Source organism: Leclercia sp. GHBNCSD, from assembly GCF_055805075.1.
Map to the genome: position 1 here is coordinate 1634214 of NZ_JBQVYO010000001.1, position 20644 is coordinate 1654857.

General features: G+C 59.2%; 17 protein-coding genes. 12 read left to right on the top strand and 5 right to left on the bottom strand.

All coding sequences use genetic code 11. From position 1 onward, the window contains the following. Nucleotides 1-26 precede the first annotated feature (26 nt). Nucleotides 27-2318, bottom strand: coding sequence for an ATP-binding protein (locus tag ACT3IC_RS07995; RefSeq protein ID WP_156653743.1), 2292 nt, complete (start codon nt 2316-2318; stop codon nt 27-29). Between the two features lie 130 nt (nt 2319-2448). On the opposite strand from ACT3IC_RS07995, the gene ACT3IC_RS08000 reads away from it, so the two are divergent. Genes ACT3IC_RS08000 through ACT3IC_RS08025 form a run of 6 tightly spaced genes read left to right on the top strand, consistent with a single transcriptional unit; the run spans nt 2449 to nt 8556 of the window. Further along, nucleotides 2449-3969 (top strand): sugar ABC transporter ATP-binding protein, encoded by a 1521-nt coding sequence (locus ACT3IC_RS08000; protein ID WP_156653742.1) that lies wholly within the window; start codon nt 2449-2451, stop codon nt 3967-3969. Continuing rightward, nucleotides 3966-4961, top strand: coding sequence for an ABC transporter permease subunit (locus ACT3IC_RS08005; protein ID WP_103177892.1), 996 nt, complete (start codon nt 3966-3968; stop codon nt 4959-4961). Before ACT3IC_RS08000 ends, ACT3IC_RS08005 begins: the two co-directional genes overlap by 4 nt. Before the next feature lie 32 nt (nt 4962-4993). After that, a complete protein-coding gene (locus ACT3IC_RS08010) occupies nt 4994-5935 on the top strand; it encodes an ABC transporter substrate-binding protein (protein WP_103177891.1) in 942 nt (313 codons plus the stop codon). 54 nt (nt 5936-5989) lie between these two features. Continuing rightward, nucleotides 5990-6676, top strand: a complete 687-nt coding sequence (locus ACT3IC_RS08015) for a D-lyxose/D-mannose isomerase (protein WP_103177890.1) — start codon at nt 5990-5992, stop codon at nt 6674-6676. Between the two features lie 9 nt (nt 6677-6685). Then, complete coding sequence (locus ACT3IC_RS08020; RefSeq protein ID WP_103825421.1) at nt 6686-7546, top strand: ketose 1,6-bisphosphate aldolase; 861 nt, start codon at nt 6686-6688, stop codon at nt 7544-7546. Continuing rightward, the gene (locus tag ACT3IC_RS08025; RefSeq protein ID WP_473478896.1) at nt 7543-8556 is read left to right on the top strand and encodes a carbohydrate kinase family protein; all 1014 of its coding nucleotides are present in this window, start codon (nt 7543-7545) and stop codon (nt 8554-8556) included. Before ACT3IC_RS08020 ends, ACT3IC_RS08025 begins: the two co-directional genes overlap by 4 nt. Here ACT3IC_RS08025 and ACT3IC_RS08030 read toward each other — a convergent pair. Continuing rightward, on the bottom strand, nt 8553-9287 hold the full coding sequence (locus tag ACT3IC_RS08030) for a response regulator (RefSeq protein WP_103177887.1): 735 nt from the start codon (nt 9285-9287) through the stop codon (nt 8553-8555). The two genes, ACT3IC_RS08025 and ACT3IC_RS08030, sit on opposite strands and share 4 nt — an antisense overlap. A gap of 75 nt (nt 9288-9362) precedes the next feature. Next, the gene (locus tag ACT3IC_RS08035) at nt 9363-9569 is read right to left on the bottom strand and encodes a hypothetical protein (protein ID WP_269775963.1); all 207 of its coding nucleotides are present in this window, start codon (nt 9567-9569) and stop codon (nt 9363-9365) included. On the opposite strand from ACT3IC_RS08035, the gene fdhF reads away from it, so the two are divergent. From fdhF to ACT3IC_RS08050, 3 genes are all read left to right on the top strand, one after another. Continuing rightward, the gene (gene fdhF, locus ACT3IC_RS08040; RefSeq protein ID WP_473477078.1) at nt 9553-11700 is read left to right on the top strand and encodes a formate dehydrogenase subunit alpha; all 2148 of its coding nucleotides are present in this window, start codon (nt 9553-9555) and stop codon (nt 11698-11700) included. The genes ACT3IC_RS08035 and fdhF overlap by 17 nt on opposite strands. A gap of 323 nt (nt 11701-12023) precedes the next feature. Next, nucleotides 12024-12176 carry a Hok/Gef family protein gene (locus tag ACT3IC_RS08045; RefSeq protein WP_103177885.1) on the top strand — a complete coding sequence of 51 codons (153 nt, stop codon included), beginning with the start codon at nt 12024-12026 and terminating at the stop codon, nt 12174-12176. 117 nt (nt 12177-12293) lie between these two features. After that, nucleotides 12294-12968, top strand: coding sequence for a tetratricopeptide repeat protein (locus ACT3IC_RS08050; RefSeq protein WP_159340258.1), 675 nt, complete (start codon nt 12294-12296; stop codon nt 12966-12968). Between the two features lie 76 nt (nt 12969-13044). On the opposite strand, the gene gltP is transcribed toward ACT3IC_RS08050, so the two are convergent. Continuing rightward, nucleotides 13045-14358 (bottom strand): glutamate/aspartate:proton symporter GltP, encoded by a 1314-nt coding sequence (gene gltP / locus ACT3IC_RS08055; RefSeq protein ID WP_103177883.1) that lies wholly within the window; start codon nt 14356-14358, stop codon nt 13045-13047. A gap of 420 nt (nt 14359-14778) precedes the next feature. Between gltP and acs the strand changes: the two genes are divergently transcribed. The 3 genes from acs to actP all read left to right on the top strand — a co-directional run bounded on the left by acs (nt 14779) and on the right by actP (nt 18830). After that, nucleotides 14779-16737 (top strand): acetate--CoA ligase, encoded by a 1959-nt coding sequence (gene acs / locus ACT3IC_RS08060; RefSeq protein WP_103177882.1) that lies wholly within the window; start codon nt 14779-14781, stop codon nt 16735-16737. Between the two features lie 132 nt (nt 16738-16869). Beyond that, nucleotides 16870-17184 carry a DUF485 domain-containing protein gene (locus ACT3IC_RS08065; protein ID WP_103177881.1) on the top strand — a complete coding sequence of 105 codons (315 nt, stop codon included), beginning with the start codon at nt 16870-16872 and terminating at the stop codon, nt 17182-17184. Next, nucleotides 17181-18830, top strand: coding sequence for a cation/acetate symporter ActP (gene actP, locus ACT3IC_RS08070; RefSeq protein ID WP_103177880.1), 1650 nt, complete (start codon nt 17181-17183; stop codon nt 18828-18830). Before ACT3IC_RS08065 ends, actP begins: the two co-directional genes overlap by 4 nt. 210 nt (nt 18831-19040) lie before the next feature. Here the strand turns inward: actP and ACT3IC_RS08075 are convergent, their stop codons facing one another. After that, the gene (locus ACT3IC_RS08075; protein ID WP_156653736.1) at nt 19041-20618 is read right to left on the bottom strand and encodes a hypothetical protein; all 1578 of its coding nucleotides are present in this window, start codon (nt 20616-20618) and stop codon (nt 19041-19043) included. Nucleotides 20619-20644 lie beyond the last annotated feature (26 nt).

A 20644-nucleotide genomic window follows, 5' to 3' on the forward strand; every position in this document is an offset into this window, starting at 1 on the left:
ATCACCCATGCAGCGGACACGATTGATTAATTCTTAAACATGGCACCGATTTTTTGCAGCGCCTGCGCCAGCTGCGCACGGGTAAAAGGCTTACGTAGCAGCTCCACATCCGGCAGCTGTGGGTTATGTGCCGGGCGCAGATCCTGGCCGCTCATCAATAGCACGGGGAGATGCGGGAACTGCTGGCGAACCTGCTGGATCACCTCCGCGCCGCTCAGGGTACCGGGAAGCATTAAGTCGCTGATAAACATCTCGATATCCGACGATGCGTTCAGCATCTGCAGCGCCTGCTCGCCGGTTTCCGCCTCCAGCGTCAGGTAGCCCAGCTGGTGCAGCTGTTCGCACAGGGTCTGGCGAACATCGCTCTGGTCGTCCAGCACCAGTACCAGCCGGTCGCTTTGTACCGCTGCGGCGGCCGCCAGCGTCTCTGGCTGGGGAAGTGCTGGCTGGGTGGCGCGGGGCAGATGCAGCCGCACGGTGGTGCCTTGCCCGGGCGCGCTTTCGATCTCCACCCGCCCGCCGGACTGGCGCACAAAGCCATACACCATCGACAGCCCCAGCCCGCTGCCGCTGCCGGTCTGCTTGGTGGTGAAGAAGGGTTCGAAGACCCGGGATTTAATGGCCTGCGACATCCCGCAGCCGTGGTCGATCACCTCCAGCGCCACCATATCCTGCCTGCGTCCGTCGCTGCGGGTGACGCGCTGGTTCCAGGTGCGGATTTTTATCACTCCACTTTGCCCTTCCATCGCATCCCGGGCGTTCATCACCAGGTTAATAATGGCGTTTTCCAGCTGGCTGATATCAATCCACGCCGGCCAGGCCGGGGTCTGCGCTTCGATCTCCAGTGAAAGGGTGGCGGGCAGGGAGTGGCGCATCAGCTCGGCCAGGTTTTCCAGCAGGGGTTTCATCTCCACCGCGTGCGGGTTCAGGGACTGTTTGCGGGAGAAGGCCAGCAGGCGCTGGGTCAACAGCGCCCCGCGCTCGGCGGCCTTCAGCGCGCGGCTGATGCGCGGCGCATCCGGTGAATGGGGGTCGGCCAGCTCCAGGCTGCCGATGATCACCGCCAGCAGGTTATTGAAATCATGCGCCAGCCCGCCCGTCAGCTGACCCACCGCCTTCATCTTCTGGCTGTGGAGCAGCGCCTCCTCCAGCCCCTGGCGTTCAATGCGATCCACCTCCATCTGGGAGGTTTTCTCTTTCAGCAGCCGGGTGGTGTGCTCCAGCGAAGCGGTATTGCGGGCAAAGACGTTAAATGCCCGCGCCAGCTCGCCCAGCTCATCCCGCCGTTGCAGCGCAGGCACCGAGACATCCTGTTCCCCGTGGGCCAGCCGCGACATCGCCCGGGAGATGGCGGTCAGGTTGGTGCCCAGGTTGCGGTAGATGTACCAGCAGGCAAAGGCGGTAATGATCAGCGCCAGCACGGCGGAAAGGGTGATAAAGACGCTGATGGAGCGCAGCTCCTGATGGCTCTGGGCGGTACGCAGCTGGGATGCCTGCGCCACCTGCTCCACATACTGATTGATATCGCTGTTGAGGATCGCCACCAGCGCTTTGATGTGAAACATATACCAGCTGATCGACAGATCGCTCTCTTCCAGCTGCCGGGAGAGCGGGCCGAGCTTGTTCAGCTCGGCGTTAAAATCGGGCAGCACAAAGCCCACCACCGGCTGAGTGGCCCCAGGGGGCAGCATCGCCGTCACCGTATCAAGCTGCTGGATGGTCGCCCGCGGCGAAGGGGTTTCGATGGCGGCGACGATCAGCCGGTCCATCTCGCTGAGCAGGCGGGCATCGGGCACGTTACTGGCGTAGCGGCGGTTGATCTCCTGGAGATGGCGGAGATAGCTCTGGCTCTGGTAGAGCGCGCTGAGCAGGGCATTACGCTCCAGGTGGCGTCGTTGTCCGCGTTCCAGCATCCCGGTCACGCTTTGTTGCAGCTCGTTGCTGCGCCGGATGATCCGCGCCACCAGCGCCGGCTCCTGCTGCGCCAGCGGCGCATCGGCAAGCTGCGCCAGTGAATGGCCCAGCGCCGTCTGGGTCTGTTTCAGCCGGTTGGCTTCGTCTTTATATTCCAGCGCCCCCACCACCTGCGACAAACGTACCGCCGCCGTCGCCACGTTGGCGGTTTCCCGCGACAAATTCATGCTGCCGGTCATGTCGTCCAGCGTCTGGCGCTGCACCTGCTCCTGGATATGGCTGGCGTGGCGAAAGCCCAGCACCGCCACGCCGCTGACCATTAACGTCACCGCCACCACCAGCAGATTGAAGATCAGCAGGCGGCCACGGGCGCTGGCGAAAAAGGGAGGACGGCGTGAAGGCATGTTGGCTCCGTGGCGTAACTGTGATCCACATTAACTATTCATAACTATGACAAATATGAACGACTTCTGACATTTTGCATTTACCGGGCTGTGATGAAGTGCGGATATCGAACGTCACAGGAGATCCGCCATGAGCAGGACCCCGGTTTTAGAGATGCGCAGCATTGCCAAAACCTTTGGCAGCTTTCACGCGCTGAAGGGTGTGGATCTGACGGTCTTCCCCGGTGAGATCCACGCGCTAATGGGTGAAAACGGCGCCGGAAAAAGTACGCTGATGAAAATTCTCGCCGGGGCTTATATCGCCACCAGCGGCGAGATCCTGATCGACGGCAAGCCGTTTCACATCAAAGGCCCAAAAGATGCCCTGGCGGCAGGCATCACCCTGATTTATCAGGAGATGCAGCTGGCACCAAACCTTACCGTGGCCGAAAACATCTTCCTCGGCAGCGAGCTGTCGCGCGGCGGGCTGGTGCAGCGTAAAGAGATGGCGGCCCAGGCCCAGGCGGTAATTGACCGGCTTGGCGCCCAGTTTAAGGCCACCGATCTGGTGATGAAGCTGACCATCGCCGAGCAGCAGCAGGTGGAGATTGCCCGCGCGCTGCACCGCAACAGTCGCATTCTGGTGATGGATGAACCCACCGCCGCCCTCTCCTCTCGCGAGACCCATCGTCTGTTTGAACTGATTTTGCGCCTGCGCGATGAAGGGATGGCGATCATCTACATCAGCCACCGCATGGCGGAGGTATATGAGCTGTCGGATCGCGTCAGCGTACTGCGTGACGGCCAGTACGTCGGCAGCCTGACCCGCGACAAGCTCAACGCCGCTGAACTGGTGCGGATGATGGTCGGGCGTCCGTTGAGCGATCTATTCAATAAAGAGCGCGATATCCCTCTCGGCAGCCCGCGCCTGAATGTCCACCATCTGACCGACGGTGGCAAAGTGCAGCCGTGTAGCCTGCTGGTGCGCTCCGGTGAAATCGTCGGGCTCGCCGGGCTGGTGGGGGCCGGACGCTCAGAGCTGGCCCAGCTGATTTTTGGCGTGCGCAAGGCCACCGGCGGCATGATTGAGGTGGATGGCGAGCCGGTGGTGATCCACTCCCCGCGTGCCGCCATTGAGCACGGCATCGGTTTTTTAACCGAGAACCGCAAGGAGCAGGGGCTGTTCCTTGAGCTGGCGGCGCAGGAGAACATCACCATGGCGACGCTGGAGCGCGACGCCACCTTCGGCATGCTTAACCGCAAAAAAGCGCAGTCGATCTCCGATGATGCCATCGCCCTGCTTAACATTCGCGTGCCGCATTCCCAGGTGCGGGCGGGCGGCCTCTCCGGCGGCAATCAGCAGAAGCTGCTCATCTCCCGCTGGGTGGCGATTGGCCCGCGCATTCTGATCCTCGACGAGCCGACCCGCGGCGTGGATGTCGGGGCCAAAAGCGAGATCTACCGGATCATGAACCAGATGGCGCGCAAAGGGGTGGCGATCCTGATGATCTCCAGCGAACTGCCGGAAGTGGTGGGCATGAGCGATCGCGTCTATGTGATGCGCGAAGGGAGCATCGCCGGCGAGCTGCATCGGGCCGATATCACACAAGAAAACATTATGACACTGGCAACCGGCGTTAACGACTCTCATCACCAGGCGGTAAAATCATGAGCCAACAAAATAGTCCGCAACAGGTGGCCAAAGCGGCCTCCGCCAAAAAAATGCTGATGGGCGATCTGATGCAAACCATCGGGATCCTGCCGATATTGATCCTGATTGTCGCCGTCTTTGGCTTTATCGCCCCGAACTTCTTTACCGAAAGCAACCTGCTGAACATCACCCGTCAGGCCTCCATCAATATCGTGCTGGCGGCGGGGATGACCTTCATCATTCTGACCGGCGGCATCGACCTCTCGGTAGGCTCGATTCTGGGCACCACCGCAGTGGCGGCGATGGTGGTCTCGCTGATGCCGGAGCTCTCCATGCTCTCGGTCCCGGCGGCCCTGATGCTCGGGCTGGTGCTGGGCACCATCAACGGGGCGCTGGTGGCCTTTGCCGGATTGCCCCCCTTTATCGTCACGCTCGGCACCTACACGGCGCTGCGCGGGGCGGCCTATCTGCTGGCGGACGGCACCACGGTGATTAACTCCAGCATCAGCTTTGAGTGGATCGGCAATAACTACCTCGGGCCGGTGCCGTGGCTGGTGGTGATCGCCCTCGCGGTCATCGTCATCTGCTGGTTCATCCTGCGCCGCACCACCCTCGGGGTACACATTTATGCGGTGGGCGGCAACATGCAGGCGGCGCGCTTAACGGGCATCAAGGTCTGGATGGTACTGCTGTTTGTCTACGGCATGAGCGGCCTGCTCTCGGGTCTGGGCGGGGTGATGAGCGCCTCGCGACTCTACAGCGCCAACGGCAACCTCGGCACCGGCTATGAGCTGGATGCGATTGCGGCGGTGATCCTCGGCGGCACCAGCTTTGTCGGCGGCATCGGCACCATCACCGGCACGCTGGTGGGGGCGCTGATTATTGCCACCCTTAACAACGGCATGACGCTGATGGGCGTTTCCTACTTCTGGCAACTGGTGATCAAAGGGGCGGTGATCATCATTGCGGTACTGATCGACAAATACCGTACCCGACACCATCAAAGTGCATAACAACAATACCCTACATAACGAGGACGAAAAATATGCGTTTAAAACCTCTTGTTACCGCGCTCTGTGCTGGCGCACTGCTTGCAGCAACCCCGTTTGTCCAGGCCAAAGAGCTGAAGTCCATCGGCGTGACGGTGGGTGACCTGGCCAACCCGTTCTTTGTGCAGATCACCAAAGGGGCGGAGCTGGAAGCACGCAAACTGGCGGGAGATAACGTGAAAGTGACGCTGGTCTCCAGCGGTTACGATCTCGGCCAGCAGGTGTCGCAGATTGATAACTTTATCGCCGCTAAGGTCGATATGATCATTCTTAACGCCGCAGACTCGAAGGGGATCGGCCCGGCGGTGAAGCGCGCGAAAGATGCCGGGATCGTGGTGGTGGCGGTTGACGTGGCGGCAGAGGGTGCCGATGCGACCATCACCTCCAACAACACCCAGGCGGGCGAGATGGCCTGTAAGTTGATTACCGACCGTCTGAAAGGCAAAGGCAACGTGGTCATCATCAACGGACCGCCGGTCTCTGCGGTACAGAACCGCGTGGAAGGGTGCCAGACCGAATTTAAAAAACATCCGGATATCAAGGTGCTCTCGGATAACCAGAACGCCAAGGGCAGCCGTGAAGGCGGGCTGGAGGTGATGACCTCGCTGCTGGCCGCCAATCCGAAGATCGACGGCGTGTTCGCCATCAACGATCCGACGGCGATCGGGGCCGATCTGGCGGCGAAACAGGCGCAACGTAACGAGTTCTTTATCGTTGGCGTGGATGGTTCCCCGGATGCGGAAGAGGCGCTGAAGCGCGAAAACTCCCTCTTTATCGCCACCCCGGCGCAGGACCCGCAGGTGATGGCGGCGAAAGCGGTGGAGATTGGCTATGGCATTCTGCAGGGTAAACCGGCGCCGAAAGAGCCGGTGCTGATCCCGGTGACGATGATCGATAAGAACAACGTCGGCACCTATAAGGGCTGGACGGTTAAGTGAGATCGGTGCAGAGCCTCTTTATCAGGGGCTCTGCATATCACGTAAGGAGTTACCATGAAACGCTCCGAAATTAACGAAATCCTCGGCCACACGCGGCAGTTTTTCTCCATGCACGATGTGCATTTGCCCCCCTTTGCCAGCTTTCCCCCTGCCCGCTGGCAGCAGCTCGACGCACAGGCCTGGCGCGAGGTGTTCGATCTTCGCCTCGGCTGGGACGTGACCGCCTTCGGCGGCGATAACTTCGCCGCCCAGGGGCTGACCCTTTTTACCCTGCGCAACGGCTCGCCCGGCGGCAAGCCGTGGGCCAGATGCTATGCGGAAAAGATCATGCACGTGCGCGACGGGCAGGTCACGCCGCTGCATTTCCACTGGCGCAAACGCGAGGACATCATTAACCGCGGCGGCGGCAATCTGATTCTGGAGCTGTGGAACGCCGATGAAAATGAGCAGAAAGAGGATGGCGATATTACGGTCTCCATCGACGGGTGCCAGCAGACCCACGCGGCAGGCAGCCATATCCGTCTCGCGCCGGGAGAGAGCATCTGTCTGCCGCCCGGTTTGTACCACAGCTTCTGGAGTGAGGCGGGTTTTGGGGATGTGCTGGTGGGCGAGGTCTCCTCGGTGAATGATGACGACACCGACAACCACTTCCTGCACCCCACCGCCCGCTATAACAACATTGATGAAGACGAACCGGCCGTGCTGGTGCTGTGTAACGAGTACAGCCTGTTTCGTCTGTAAGGAGTGAACATGCCGCTTATCTCTCTCGCCGACGGGCTGGCGCACGCCCGGGAACAGCGTTACGCGCTGGGGGCGTTTAACGTCCTCGACTCTCACTTCCTGCGGGCGCTCTTTGCCGCGGCCCGCCAGGAGAGCTCGCCCTTTATCATCAACATTGCCGAAGTGCACTTTAAGTACGTGTCGCTCGATTCCCTGGTGGAGGCGGTGAAGTTCGAAGCCGCCCGGCATGACATCCCGGTGGTGCTGAACCTCGATCACGGTCTGCATTTCGAGGCGGTGGTGCGGGCGCTGCGTCTGGGGTTCAGCTCGGTGATGTTCGATGGTTCCACGCTGAGCTACGAGGAGAACATCCGCCAGACGCGGGAAGTGGTGAAGATGTGCCACGCGGTGGGCGTGTCGGTGGAGGCGGAGCTGGGCGCGGTGGGGGGCGATGAGGGCGGCGCCCTGTACGGTCACGCCGACGAAGCCTTTTTCACCGATCCAGCCCTGGCGCGGGAATTTGTCGACCAGACCGGCATTGATGCCCTGGCGGTGGCCATCGGCAATGCCCACGGCAAGTACAAGGGGGAGCCGAAGCTCGATTTTGCCCGTCTTGACGCCATCCGCCAGCAAACCGGCCTGCCGCTGGTGCTGCACGGCGGCTCTGGGATCAGTGACGCCGATTTTCGCCGCGCCATTGAGCTTGGGATCCACAAAATTAACTTCTATACCGGCATGTCCCAGGCGGCGCTGGGGGCCGTGGAGCAGCGCATGGCCAACCGGCAGCCGCTGTATGACGAGTTTGCTGAGCTGCTGCTGGGCATCGAAGAGGCGATTACCGACACCGTCGCCGCGCAGATGCGCATCTTCGGCAGCGCGGGGCAAGCATAATGGAACGCCGGGGCATTATCGCGGCGGGTAATATGCTGGTGGACCATGTCCACCAGATTGTGCAGTGGCCGGAGCGCGGCTGGCTGGCGGAGATCACCCACAGCGAGCGCGCCACCGGCGGCGCACCGCTCAACGTGCTGTTAACCGTGGCAAAAATGCATACCGGGATCCCGCTACAGGCGGTCGGGCTGGTGGGGGAGGATAACGACGGGGATTACATTCTCGCCATGCTCGACCAGTATCACGTCAACCGCCAGCGGGTACAGCGCACCACCTTTGCCCCCACCTCCATGTCGCAGGTAATGACCGACCCCAGCGGCCAGCGCACCTTTTTCCACTCACCGGGGGCGAACCGCCTGCTGGATCTGCCCGCCTTTGACCGGCTCGATTACAGCATGAAGATCTTCCATCTGGGTTACCTCCTGCTGCTCGACAGCCTGGATATGCCGGACGAAGAATATGGCACCCGCAGCGCGCGGCTGCTGGCGCAGATGCGCGATCTGGGGTTTAAAACGTCCCTCGATCTGGTGTCGCGTAAGGGCGATCCGCGCTATCAGCCGCTGGTGCTCCCTGCCCTGCGCCATCTCGACTATCTGGTGATCAACGAGCTGGAGGCGGGCGAGTTCAGCGGCCTGCCGATGCGCGATGACCAGGATACGCCGGTGATCGCTAATATTGCCGCAGCGGCGGCAGATCTGCTGGCGGCGGGGGTGACGTCACGGGTGGTGATCCACTGCCCGGAGGGGGCGTGGGGTCAGGAGCCGGGTCAGGCGGGAAGCTGGCTCCCCTCGTGGCGGCTTACGCAGGAGGAGATTGTCGGCAGCGTCGGGGCTGGCGATGCCTTCTGCGCCGGATTTTTGTATGGCTGCCACGAATCGCTGTCGCTGACGGAGAGTATTCAGATGGCGCACGCCTGCGCCCGGGCCAGCCTGCTGGCCGCCAACGCCATCGACGGGGCAAAAACGTTGCAGGAGCTACAGCTGTTTATTGAGGAGAACCCCCTGGTCTAGGCCGCCCTGTCGCCATGCTGCACGTCGGCGGCAAAGACGTAGCCCAGCCCGCGGATGGTTTTAATCAGCAGCGGCTGATGGGGATTGATTTCGATTTTGCGTCGCAGGCGCATGATTAGCACGTCGATGGTGCGGTCAAACACCTCCGCGCTTTCGCTGTGGGTCAGCTCCAGCAGCTGTTCCCGGCTCAACACCCGCCGGGCATTCTGGGTAAGCGCCAGCAGCAGACCGTATTCGCCCTGGGTCAGGGAGACCACGTTGCGCGCTGCGTCAATGAGCTCACAGCGGGCGGTGTCCAGCGTCCAGCCGTTGAAGCCGATCCCGCCCGCCCGCGGGACCGCCGCAGGCTCTGCCGCCAGCGCGCCGGTGCGGCGGAGCACAGCTTTAACGCGCGCCACCACCACCCGGGGGTTAAAGGGTTTGCCGATATAATCGTCCGCCCCCATCTCCAGCCCCACCACCACATCCGACTCGCTACCAAGACCCGTGAGCATAATGACCGGCAGCTCAGGACGCTGTTTTTGCAGCTGCTGTAACACCTGCAGGCCGTTGATATCCGGCAGCATCATATCGAGCAAAACCAGTGCAATATCCGGCATCTGGCTGGCCAGACGCAGCGCATCCTGCCCGTTGTGGCAGACATGGACGGTAAAGACGTGCTCGTTGAGAACGTCCTGCAACAGTTCGCAGACCGCGGTGTCGTCATCGACCACCAGAATTGCTGGTTTCATTACGGGACCCCATAGAGAAGATAAAGATCAGTCTGGCCCATTCTGTGCAAGGCTCCAGCCCAAACGCCTTTTCCATCACGAATCTTCAACCGCCGTCACATCCCCGTCACTTCCGCCGCCGCAATTTTTGCCGCAGGCCTGTTTTTCGTCAGGGTATTGCCCAGGATTCACCCGTAAAGTCAGGGGAAAACCACAACAAGAATGCGGCTTAGAGGCGGCATACTCAACCGACATATCAGCATCATATGAAACTGGAGCGAGATCGATGAAAAACGTCATCACGGTTTGCCCCTATTGCGCATCAGGTTGCAAGATCAACCTGGTGGTCGATAACGGCACAATCGTCCGGGCGGAGGCGGCCAACGGCAAAACCAACCAGGGCACGCTGTGCCTGAAGGGCTACTTCGGCTGGGATTTTATTAACGATACCCAAATCCTCACCCCGCGGCTGAAAAGCCCGATGATCCGCAGAACGCGCGGCGGCAAGCTGACGCCCGTTTCGTGGGAAGAGGCGCTGGATTATGTGGCCAGTCGCCTCACCGCCATCAAGAAAAAGCACGGCCCGGATGCGATCCAGACCACCGGCTCGTCACGCGGCACCGGGAATGAAACCAACTATCTGATGCAGAAGTTTGCGCGCGCCGTTATCGGCACCAATAACGTCGACTGCTGCGCCCGCGTCTGACACGGCCCCTCGGTTGCAGGTCTGCACCAGTCGGTCGGCAATGGCGCCATGAGCAATGCCATCAACGAGATTGATAACACTGCGTTAGTCTTTATTTTTGGCTATAACCCGGCGGATTCGCACCCGATTGTCGCCAACCATATTCTGCGCGCGAAACAGAACGGGGCAAAAATCATCGTCTGCGATCCGCGGCGCATCGAAACCGCCCGCATTGCCGATATGCATATCGCATTGCGAAACGGCTCGAACATCGCCCTGCTCAACGCCATCGGCCACGTGATTATTACCGAGCAGCTCTACGATCGGGCCTTCGTTGCCAGCCGCACGGAGGGCTTTGATGAGTACCGTGAGATCGTTGAACGCTATACGCCGGAGTCGGTGGAGAGCATTACCGGCGTAAGTGCGGGGGAGATCCGTCAGGCGGCACGTCTGTATGCCGGGGCCAACACCGCTACCCTGCTGTGGGGCATGGGGGTGACCCAGTTCTGGCAGGGGGTGGAAACCGTGCGTGCGCTCACCAGCCTTGCCATGCTGACCGGCAATCTCGGCAAAGCCCATGTGGGGGTCAACCCGGTGCGTGGCCAGAATAACGTGCAGGGGGCATGCGACATGGGGGCACTGCCGGATACCTATCCGGGCTACCAGTACGTTAAGTTTCCGGAAAACCGCGAGAAATTTGCCAAAGCCTGGGGCGTGGAGAGCCTGCCGGCGAACCCCGGCTACCGTATCAGCGAGCTGCCGCACCGCGCGGCCCACGGCGAGGTGCGGGCGGCGTACATCATGGGCGAAGACCCGCTGCAAACCGATGCTGAGCTCTCGGCGGTGCGCAAAGCTTTTGACGATCTGGAGCTGGTGATTGTCCAGGATATCTTTATGACCAAAACCGCGGCGGCGGCGGACGTGATCCTCCCCTCCACCTCCTGGGGCGAGCATGAAGGGGTCTACACCGCAGCCGATCGCGGCTTCCAGCGCTTCTTCAAAGCCGTGGAGCCAAAGTGGGACCTGAAAACCGACTGGCAGATTATCAGCGAGATTGCCACCCGGATGGGTTATCCGATGCACTACGACAACACCCAGCAAATCTGGGACGAGCTGCGCCAGCTCTGCCCGGCCTTTAAGGGGGCAACCTACGAGAAGATGGGCGAGCTGGGCTATATCCAGTGGCCCTGCCGGGACGAGTCGCCGGAAGATCGGGGCACCTCGTACCTGTTCGCCGAGAAATTCGATACCCCGAACGGGCTGGCGCAGTTCTTCACCTGCGACTGGATGGCGCCGATGGATACGCTGTCGCCAGAGTATCCGATGGTGCTCTCCACCGTGCGCGAAGTGGGTCACTACTCCTGCCGCTCCATGACCGGCAACTGTGCGGCGCTGTCGGCGCTGGCGGATGAGCCCGGCTATGTACAAATCAACACCGGGGATGCCAAACAGCTGGGCATTGAGGATGACGCCCTGGTGTGGATCACCTCACGTAAAGGCCGGGTCATCACCCGGGCCCAGGTGAGCGATCGGCCAAACAAAGGTGCGGTATACATGACCTACCAGTGGTGGATTGGCGCCTGCAACGAGCTGGTAACGGAAAACCTGAGCCCGATAACCAAAACGCCGGAATATAAATATTGTGCCGTGCGCCTCGAGCCGATAGCGGATCAGGTTGCCGCCGAGCGCTATGTTATCGATGAATATAATGCGTTGAAAAAGCGTTTACGGGAAACCGCGATGGGATAACCTGTAATTAACGGAACAGCGAATAAAGAGGGATGAATTATTCACCCCTCTTTTATTTATGAAATATAAATTTAAAAACCGAATATTATTTTGCGAGCAGTATTCCAGAGAAATGTAATTTCGCACAAAGAAAATTACATCTTTTCTTTTTACTTCAGAGGGATAAGATTATCGGCGGGTGCTTAAGGCTTTCTGTCTTAAGCCGTATTGAGGGACAGAAAGTGAAAAACCCCGGAAATGTTTCCATTAACCGGGGCTATCCCTCAACTACCCAACAAGTTGAGGATAGCCCCTTCTTCTTTTGTTAGCAAGGAGTAAAGGGCATGACGCCATTAAAATATGTCGCAGGCATAATAGTTATTATTTGTCTGACTATCGTGATATTCGCCTTTATTAATCGCGGTAAGTTATGCGAACTCACAATAAAGAGTGAACAACACGAAGTGGCGGCTAAATTAGCCTGCGCAGCAGGCTAACTTCAGCGGGCGGGGAGACCCGCCCGGCTTGTGGGAGGTTGAGGTCTTAATGCACCCATTTTTTTCTTCACATCACGCGCTTATACTGCCCGGTATCTACTCCTACGAAAATAACGCATGAAACCTCTTTATCTGTTGTTGATCCTTTTTACTTCTCTGGCGAGCGCCGAGGAGATTGGCGGCCAGTACCGGAAGCAGGCTGAGGCGGGCGACAGCCGTGCCCAGTATTACCTTGCCGAAACATATTACAGCTCGGGTGATGATAAGCAGGCCGAAACCTGGGCCGAAAAAGCAGCGAAAAACGGCGATATCGATGCCATGGCCCTGCTGTCCCAAATCAAGTTAAAGCACGGCGATTTCGCTCAGGCCAAAGGGCTGGCGCAGCAGGCCACGGTGGCGGGCAGCTCGCCGGGCGCGGTGATGCTGGCGCGTTTGCTGGTAAACACCCGGGCCGGGAAGACCGACTATCCGCAGGCGCTGAGCTTACTGCACAAGGTCGCTGAGAATACCGAAGACGACGCCGCCGTTGATGCCCAGCAGTTGCTGGGGCTGATCTACGCCAACGGCGTGGAAGTGGCGCAGGATGATGTGCAGGCCGCGCGGTGGTTTAAGCAAAGCTCCACGCTGTCACGCACAGGCTATGCGGAGTACTGGGCGGGCCAGATCTTTAAGCAGGGCGAGGAGGGATTTATCACCCCCAATAAACAGAAGGCGCTCTACTGGTTGAATCTGAGCTGTAGCGAAGGGTTTGATACCGGATGTGAGGAGTTTGATGCGTTAAGCGGGGAGTAAATGCCCGGCGGCACTATGTTTGCCGGGCCTAAGGTCATGTAGGCCGGGTAAGCGAAGCGTCACCCGGCTTTTCACTTTACTGGTCAGCCGTCTTATCAAACCGCCCCAGCACCTCGCGCTCATAGGCCAGCGCTTTTTTACGGTCGAACTTATGTTCCCACTTGGCAATCACCAGCACCGCCAGCGCGTTACCCACCACGTTCAGCGCGGTACGCGCCATGTCGAGGATACGGTCAACACCGGCGATAAACGCCAGTCCTTCCAGCGGAATACCCACACTGCCCAGGGTCGCAAGCAGCACCACAAACGACACGCCCGGCACGCCGGCAATGCCTTTCGAGGTCACCATCAGCGTCAGCACCAGAACGATCTCCTGCCACAGGGAGAGGTCAATGCCGTACAGCTGGGCAATAAAGATCGCGGCGATACTCTGGTACAGCGTGGAGCCATCAAGGTTAAAGGAGTAGCCGGTCGGCACCACGAAGCTGGTGATCGACGCCGGCGCGCCGTAAGCCTCCATCTTCTGGATGATGCGCGGCAGCACGCTTTCAGAGCTGGCGGTGGAGTACGCCAGAATTAGCTCGTCCTTCAGGATGCGGATCAGGATCCAGATGCTCAGCCCGCACATGCGCGCCACTAAGCCCAGCACCACCAGCGCGAAGAAGATGATGGCGAAATGCACCAGCAGCACCAGCTTCGCCAGCGGCCACAGGGAGGCAAAACCGAAGTTCGCCACCGTCACCGAGATCAGCGCAAACACCCCTACCGGCGCATAGCGCATCACCATGTGGGTCACTTTAAACATGGTTTCAGAGATGGAGCGGAACACGGTCACCAGCGGCTCGCGGTGGGCGGAGGGCAGCGACGCCAGCCCCAGACCAAACAGCACCGAGAAGAAGATAATCGGCAGCATTTCGCCCTTCGCCATCGACGCCACGATATTCGTTGGCACCAGCGACAGGATCGTCCCCATCAGGCCATGAGAGTGGCTCTGCACATCGGCGGTTGTGCTCTGGTATTTCGAAATATCCACCGTCGCCAGCTGCGACATATCAATGCCCGCCCCCGGCTGGAACAGATTCGCCAGCGTGATGCCGAGAACAATGGCCACCGTAGTGATCACTTCGAAATAAAGGATAGTTTTCGCGCCGATGCGGCCCAGTTGCTTCGCGTCACCCACCCCGGCAATCCCCACCACCAGCGTCGAGATGACAATCGGCACCACAATCATCTTGATCAGATGAATAAAGATATCGCCGGCCGGTGACAGTAAGTTGGCGATCAGCCATTCGCGGCTGTCACTGTGATAATGCAGATAACTACCCAGCAAGATACCCAGCACAAGGGCCAGCAAAATTTGCCAGGCCAGGCTGACTTTCAAATTTTTCATAACAAGAGACTTCCTCAACGAAGTGTTCGTACTCGTAAAACGAAGGGGACGACACATACTGAAAGGGTATGAATTGTGTTGCGTTCATTTATGGGGTTTTTTAACGCGCGGTATCAGTACCATTTGCACGGCATGCTGCGCAAGCCTTTAAGAACGAGGCATTTGACTGACAAAAAAGGTCATTACGCTAATTTATATTGGTGATGATAAATAACCTTTTGTAATGAAAACGCTTTTTTATCCATAAAAGCAAATAATCTACAAGAGCAATTATTTTCCTTCAAAGTGTCATTTGCGCGTTTTTTGTTCTCTTTAACATTTGCGTGATCTGTCGCCCAAATAGTAAACAAAGCTGCCAAAGCCCCTACAATTAACGTTTTTGCGACATATTATTAACATCCTACAAGGAGAACAAAAACCATGAGCCAAGTCCATAAACACGACATTCCCGCAAATATTGCGGACCGCTGCCTGATTAACCCTGAGCAGTACCAGGAGAAGTATCAACACTCCATCACCAACCCTGACGCCTTCTGGGGCGAGCAGGGCAAAATCCTTGACTGGATCACGCCCTATCAGACGGTCAAGAACACCTCTTTTGCCCCAGGTAACGTCTCTATTAAATGGTATGAAGACGGTACGCTGAACCTGGCCGCCAACTGTCTGGATCGCCATCTCGCCGAGCGCGGTGACCAGACGGCGATCATCTGGGAGGGCGACGACGCCACCCAGAGCAAAAATATCACCTACCGTGAACTGCACCGCGATGTCTGCCGCTTTGCTAACGTGCTGCTGGCGCAGGGCATCAAGAAAGGCGACGTGGTTGCCATCTATATGCCGATGGTGCCGGAAGCGGCCGTGGCGATGCTGGCCTGCGCCCGCATCGGCGCCGTGCACTCCGTGATCTTTGGCGGCTTCTCGCCGGAAGCGGTGGCCGGGCGCATTATCGACTCCAGCTCCAAACTGGTGATCACCGCCGACGAAGGCGTGCGTGCTGGCCGTGCCGTTCCGCTGAAAAAGAACGTCGATGACGCGCTGAAAAACCCCAATGTAAACAGCGTCAACAGTGTGATTGTGCTCAAGCGCACCGGCAACGCCATTGAATGGCATGAGGGGCGCGACCTCTGGTGGAGCGACCTGATTGAACAGGCCAGCGACCAGCACCAGCCGGAAGCGATGAATGCGGAAGATCCGCTGTTTATCCTCTATACCTCCGGCTCCACCGGCAAGCCGAAGGGCGTCCTGCACACCACCGGCGGCTATCTGGTCTATGCGGCCACCACCTTTAAGTATGTCTTTGATTATCATCAGGGCGATATCTACTGGTGCACCGCCGATGTGGGCTGGGTCACCGGCCACAGCTACCTGCTGTATGGTCCGCTGGCCTGCGGCGCCACCACCCTGATGTTTGAAGGGGTGCCAAACTGGCCGACGCCGGCGCGCATGAGCCAGGTGGTGGACAAACACCAGGTCAATATTCTCTACACCGCCCCGACCGCAATCCGCGCCCTGATGGCGGAAGGCGATAAGGCGATTGAAGGCACCGACCGCTCCTCCCTGCGTATCCTCGGTTCCGTGGGTGAGCCCATCAACCCGGAAGCCTGGGAGTGGTACTGGAAGAAGATCGGCAACGAGAAATGTCCGGTGGTCGATACCTGGTGGCAGACCGAAACCGGCGGGTTCATGATCACCCCGCTGCCGGGCGCCACTCAGCTGAAAGCCGGTTCCGCGACCCGTCCGTTCTTTGGCGTTCAGCCTGCGCTGGTGGATAACGAAGGCACGCCGCTGGAAGGGGCCACCGAAGGCAACCTGGTCATCACCGACTCCTGGCCGGGTCAGGCGCGCACCCTGTTTGGCGATCACGATCGCTTTGAGCAGACCTACTTCTCCACCTTCAAAAATATGTACTTCAGCGGCGACGGCGCGCGTCGTGATGAAGATGGCTACTACTGGATCACCGGCCGCGTGGACGACGTGCTGAACGTCTCCGGCCACCGTCTGGGGACCGCCGAGATCGAATCAGCCCTCGTGTCGCATCCGAAAATCGCCGAAGCGGCGGTGGTCGGTATTCCACACAACATCAAAGGCCAGGCGATCTATGCCTACGTCACCTTAAACCATGGCGAAGAGCCGTCACCCGAGCTCTATACCGAAGTGCGTAACTGGGTGCGGAAAGAGATTGGCCCGCTTGCCACCCCGGACGTGCTGCACTGGACCGACTCGCTGCCGAAAACCCGCTCCGGCAAAATCATGCGCCGTATTCTGCGCAAGATTGCGGCGGGGGATACCAGCAATTTAGGCGACACCTCTACGCTCGCCGATCCTGGCGTGGTGGACAAACTGCTCGAAGAGAAGCAGGCCATCGCAATGCCATCGTAATACCCTCACCTTAGCCCTCTCCCTTAAAGGGAGAGGGGAATATAAAAACCACCCCAAAGGATTTCGCGTTGCAGGCACGTGACTGCTCAGGCTGCGTGAAAACCGAAGGGGGATACCTCTGGAGATTCTGTGATGAATGACAATATTTGTCAGCAGATAGAGAACAGTGCGCACTACAGGGAGCTGGTGGATAAACGGCAACGGTTTGCCTTCATTCTCTCTATTATCATGCTGATCATCTACGTGGGCTTTATCCTGCTGATCGCTTTTGCGCCGCACTGGCTGGGCACGCCGCTGCATGCGGGCACCAACGTCACGCGCGGCATCCCTATCGGTATCGGTGTGATCGTCGTTTCGTTTGTGCTGACCGGCGTCTACGTCTGGCGCGCTAACGGTGAGTTCGACCGTCTGAACAAAGCGGTACTGCGCGAGGTGAAAGCATCATGAAGAGAGTCCTGACGGCGCTTGCCGCCGCCCTCCCCCTCGCGGCAAATGCCGCCGATGCCATTGGCGGCGCGGTTGAACGCCAGCCGACCAACTGGCAGGCGATTGTGATGTTCCTGATCTTCGTGGTGCTGACGCTGTACATCACCTACTGGGCGTCGAAACGCGTGCGTTCCCGTAACGATTACTACACCGCGGGCGGCAACATTACCGGTTTCCAGAACGGGCTGGCCATCGCCGGTGACTTTATGTCGGCGGCCTCTTTCCTCGGCATCTCCGCGCTGGTCTATACCTCCGGCTACGACGGGCTGATCTACTCTCTGGGCTTCCTCGTCGGCTGGCCGATCATCCTGTTCCTGATCGCCGAACGCCTGCGTAACTTGGGGCGTTATACCTTTGCCGACGTGGCATCCTATCGCCTGAAACAGGGGCCGATTCGTACCCTTTCCGCCTGCGGCTCGCTGGTGGTGGTAGCCCTCTACCTGATTGCCCAGATGGTGGGGGCCGGCAAGCTGATCCAGCTGCTGTTCGGGCTGAACTACCATGTCGCGGTGGTGCTGGTGGGGGTGCTGATGGTGATGTATGTCCTGTTTGGCGGCATGCTCGCCACCACCTGGGTGCAGATCATCAAAGCGGTACTGCTGCTGTTCGGCGCCAGCTTTATGGCCTTTATGGTGATGAAGCATGTCGGCTTCAGCTTTAATAACCTCTTTACCGAAGCGATGGCGGTACACCCGAAAGGGGAAGCGATCATGAGCCCCGGCGGGCTGGTGAAAGATCCGATCTCGGCGCTGTCGTTAGGGCTGGGCCTGATGTTTGGTACCGCGGGCCTGCCGCACATTCTGATGCGTTTCTTCACGGTGTCAGATGCGCGCGAAGCGCGGAAAAGCGTCTTCTACGCCACCGGCTTTATGGGTTACTTCTACATCCTGACCTTTATCATCGGCTTCGGCGCCATCATGCTGGTGGGTGCAAACCCGGCCTTCAAGGATGCGGCGGGCGCGCTGATTGGCGGCAACAACATGGCGGCAGTCCATCTGGCTGACGCGGTGGGCGGCAACCTGTTCCTCGGCTTTATCTCCGCCGTGGCCTTCGCCACAATTCTGGCGGTGGTGGCTGGCCTGACCCTGGCGGGTGCTTCTGCGGTCTCCCACGACCTCTATGCCAACGTCTGGCGTAAAGGCGCCTCTGAACGCGACGAACTGAAGGTCTCCAAAATCACCGTTCTGGTCCTGGGGGTCGTCGCCATTCTGTTGGGGATCCTGTTCGAAAATCAGAACATCGCCTTTATGGTGGGGCTGGCCTTCTCCATTGCGGCAAGCTGCAACTTCCCGATCATTCTGCTCTCTATGTACTGGTCGAAGCTGACCACCCGCGGAGCGATGATTGGCGGCTGGCTCGGCCTGCTGACGGCGGTGATCCTGATGATCCTCGGTCCGACCATCTGGGTGCAGATCCTCGGCCACGAAAGCGCCATCTTCCCGTATGAGTACCCGGCGCTCTTCTCCATCGCCGTGGCCTTTATCGGCATCTGGGTCTTCTCGGCAACCGACAACTCGCCGGAAGGCAACCTGGAGCGCGAGAAGTTCCGCGCCCAGTTTATCCGCTCCCAAACCGGCCTGGGTGTCGAACAGGGCCGCGCGCACTAAAACCCCCTCCCCGGCCACTGGTCGGGGATCACATTTTTTTCCCCTTCTGGTGACGTTTATCACGTCGCCAGAACAGAAAAAGCCGATGCGGATCACAGGCTTTATCTGCAATCCGCAACGTCCATCACACTTTTCCCTATTCCACGCCGATCCCCCGCTTTCCCTACCCGCGGTATACAGACAACCCCGACCGCAGTTTTTATTCTTTAGTTACAGCGACTCGCCGAGGCTTCTGGCAAAGCGCTCCAGCCGCGCCGGGCTCAGCAACAGCGGCAGGAAGAGCGGGCTGCTGGCGGGCGGATCTGTCAGCCAGCGATCCAGGGTGTCGCTGAAGTGCAGTAGCCGCTGCTGATGCTGCTTCAGGATGTCGGCAGGCAGACTTTGCGGACCGTAGTGATCCAGCCACACGACGTCGGTCACGGCGGCGGCGACGTGAGAGAACATCTGGCTGTAGATCTCCGCGCTGCGCCAGGCGGCCAGCAGGATCGCCAGGGTGTCGTCCGGGCAGGTCATACGCGGCATCAGTTCACGCAGGTTGTGCAGCGTACGTGACGCCAGGAAGCAGGCGGCCTCTTTTTCCAGCGCTACCCGCTCACGCTGCTCTTTGCCAAGGGCGGGATCGTCGGCGGGCATCAGCGGCTGCCAGGCGTGCAGCCAGTTAGCGCTACGGGTGTCCGTATGGAGCAATTGCTGCGCCTGGGCGATGCTCTCCGGGATCTGGCTCTGGTAGTGCAACCGCCGTCCGAGGAAGTTTGGCGTTTTGCACAGCCAGTCGTAGCTGGCGTGGAGGATGGCCGAAAGCTGATGTTTGTCCGCCAAAGCGCGAAAGCCGAACTGATGGTGTTCCGCCCAGCGCTCGAAGGTAGCGGGCAGCGCGGCATCTGCGGCATGGTTGGCGGCAGAGAGGCCAAACAGGTTGATGGCATTGACGGAGTCCATCACCCGGCTGTCGGGCAACCACTGCCAGCTCACGCGGGAGGTAATCGCTTCGATTTCGTTTTCTGTGGCGCTGAGCGCCCAGCTTAAGCGGCCACCAATCTCATCGGCCAGATAGCACGGCAGTGCGCTCCAGCCGTAGCCGATACCGAAGAGATCGTACTCGATCCACTTTTTATGCCCCGGCAGGGTGGCGATGTTGGGATGGTTGGCAAAACCGGGGTGGTAATCCAGCTCGGTGGCTTTTACCGAGGCGCGCACGTCGTCCGGGAGCGTCGCCAGAATGCCGGAGAGCTGCTGCCGCGGCCAGCTGTTGTCAATGAAGTCGCGCAGGATGAGCTTTTTTCCCTGGGCGCGCAGCAGGCTCCAGACATCATGCAGGCTTTGCTGCCAGCGGCTGGTCTGAAAGTCTGGCGTCGTCAGGCTGAGAATAAGCCCGCCGAGATGGGGCAGCGCCTGTAAAAGCGGATGCAGTATCGCGGCATAAAAAGGGTGCCAGAAATCGGGCGCGTGCTTTTCGTCGAACGTCAGTTCCGGAAATTTACGCTTAATAATGTCGTCATTGGGCGCGGCCTCACCCTGAAGCCAGAACGATAAATTATTTTCCGCCAGATAACGGTCGACGCGTTTTAAATAGTGCAGGGCGTAATTTTGCTGATGAATAAGGTTCTCGACGTTGAGTTTCTGGCTTAACGGCGAGGGCGTCGCAAGTATTGAAAGCAGTTCCTGTTGGTGCAGGATGATGCCAGTGAAACCGTGCTGTTTCGCGCTTTTCACCCCCTGAATAAACCAGGGCCAGTGCCAGATAAACGTGCTGTTCAGCTCCATCAGTTGATGGGGAATACGTTTCATTGCGTCACCTGCTGATATTAATTCTG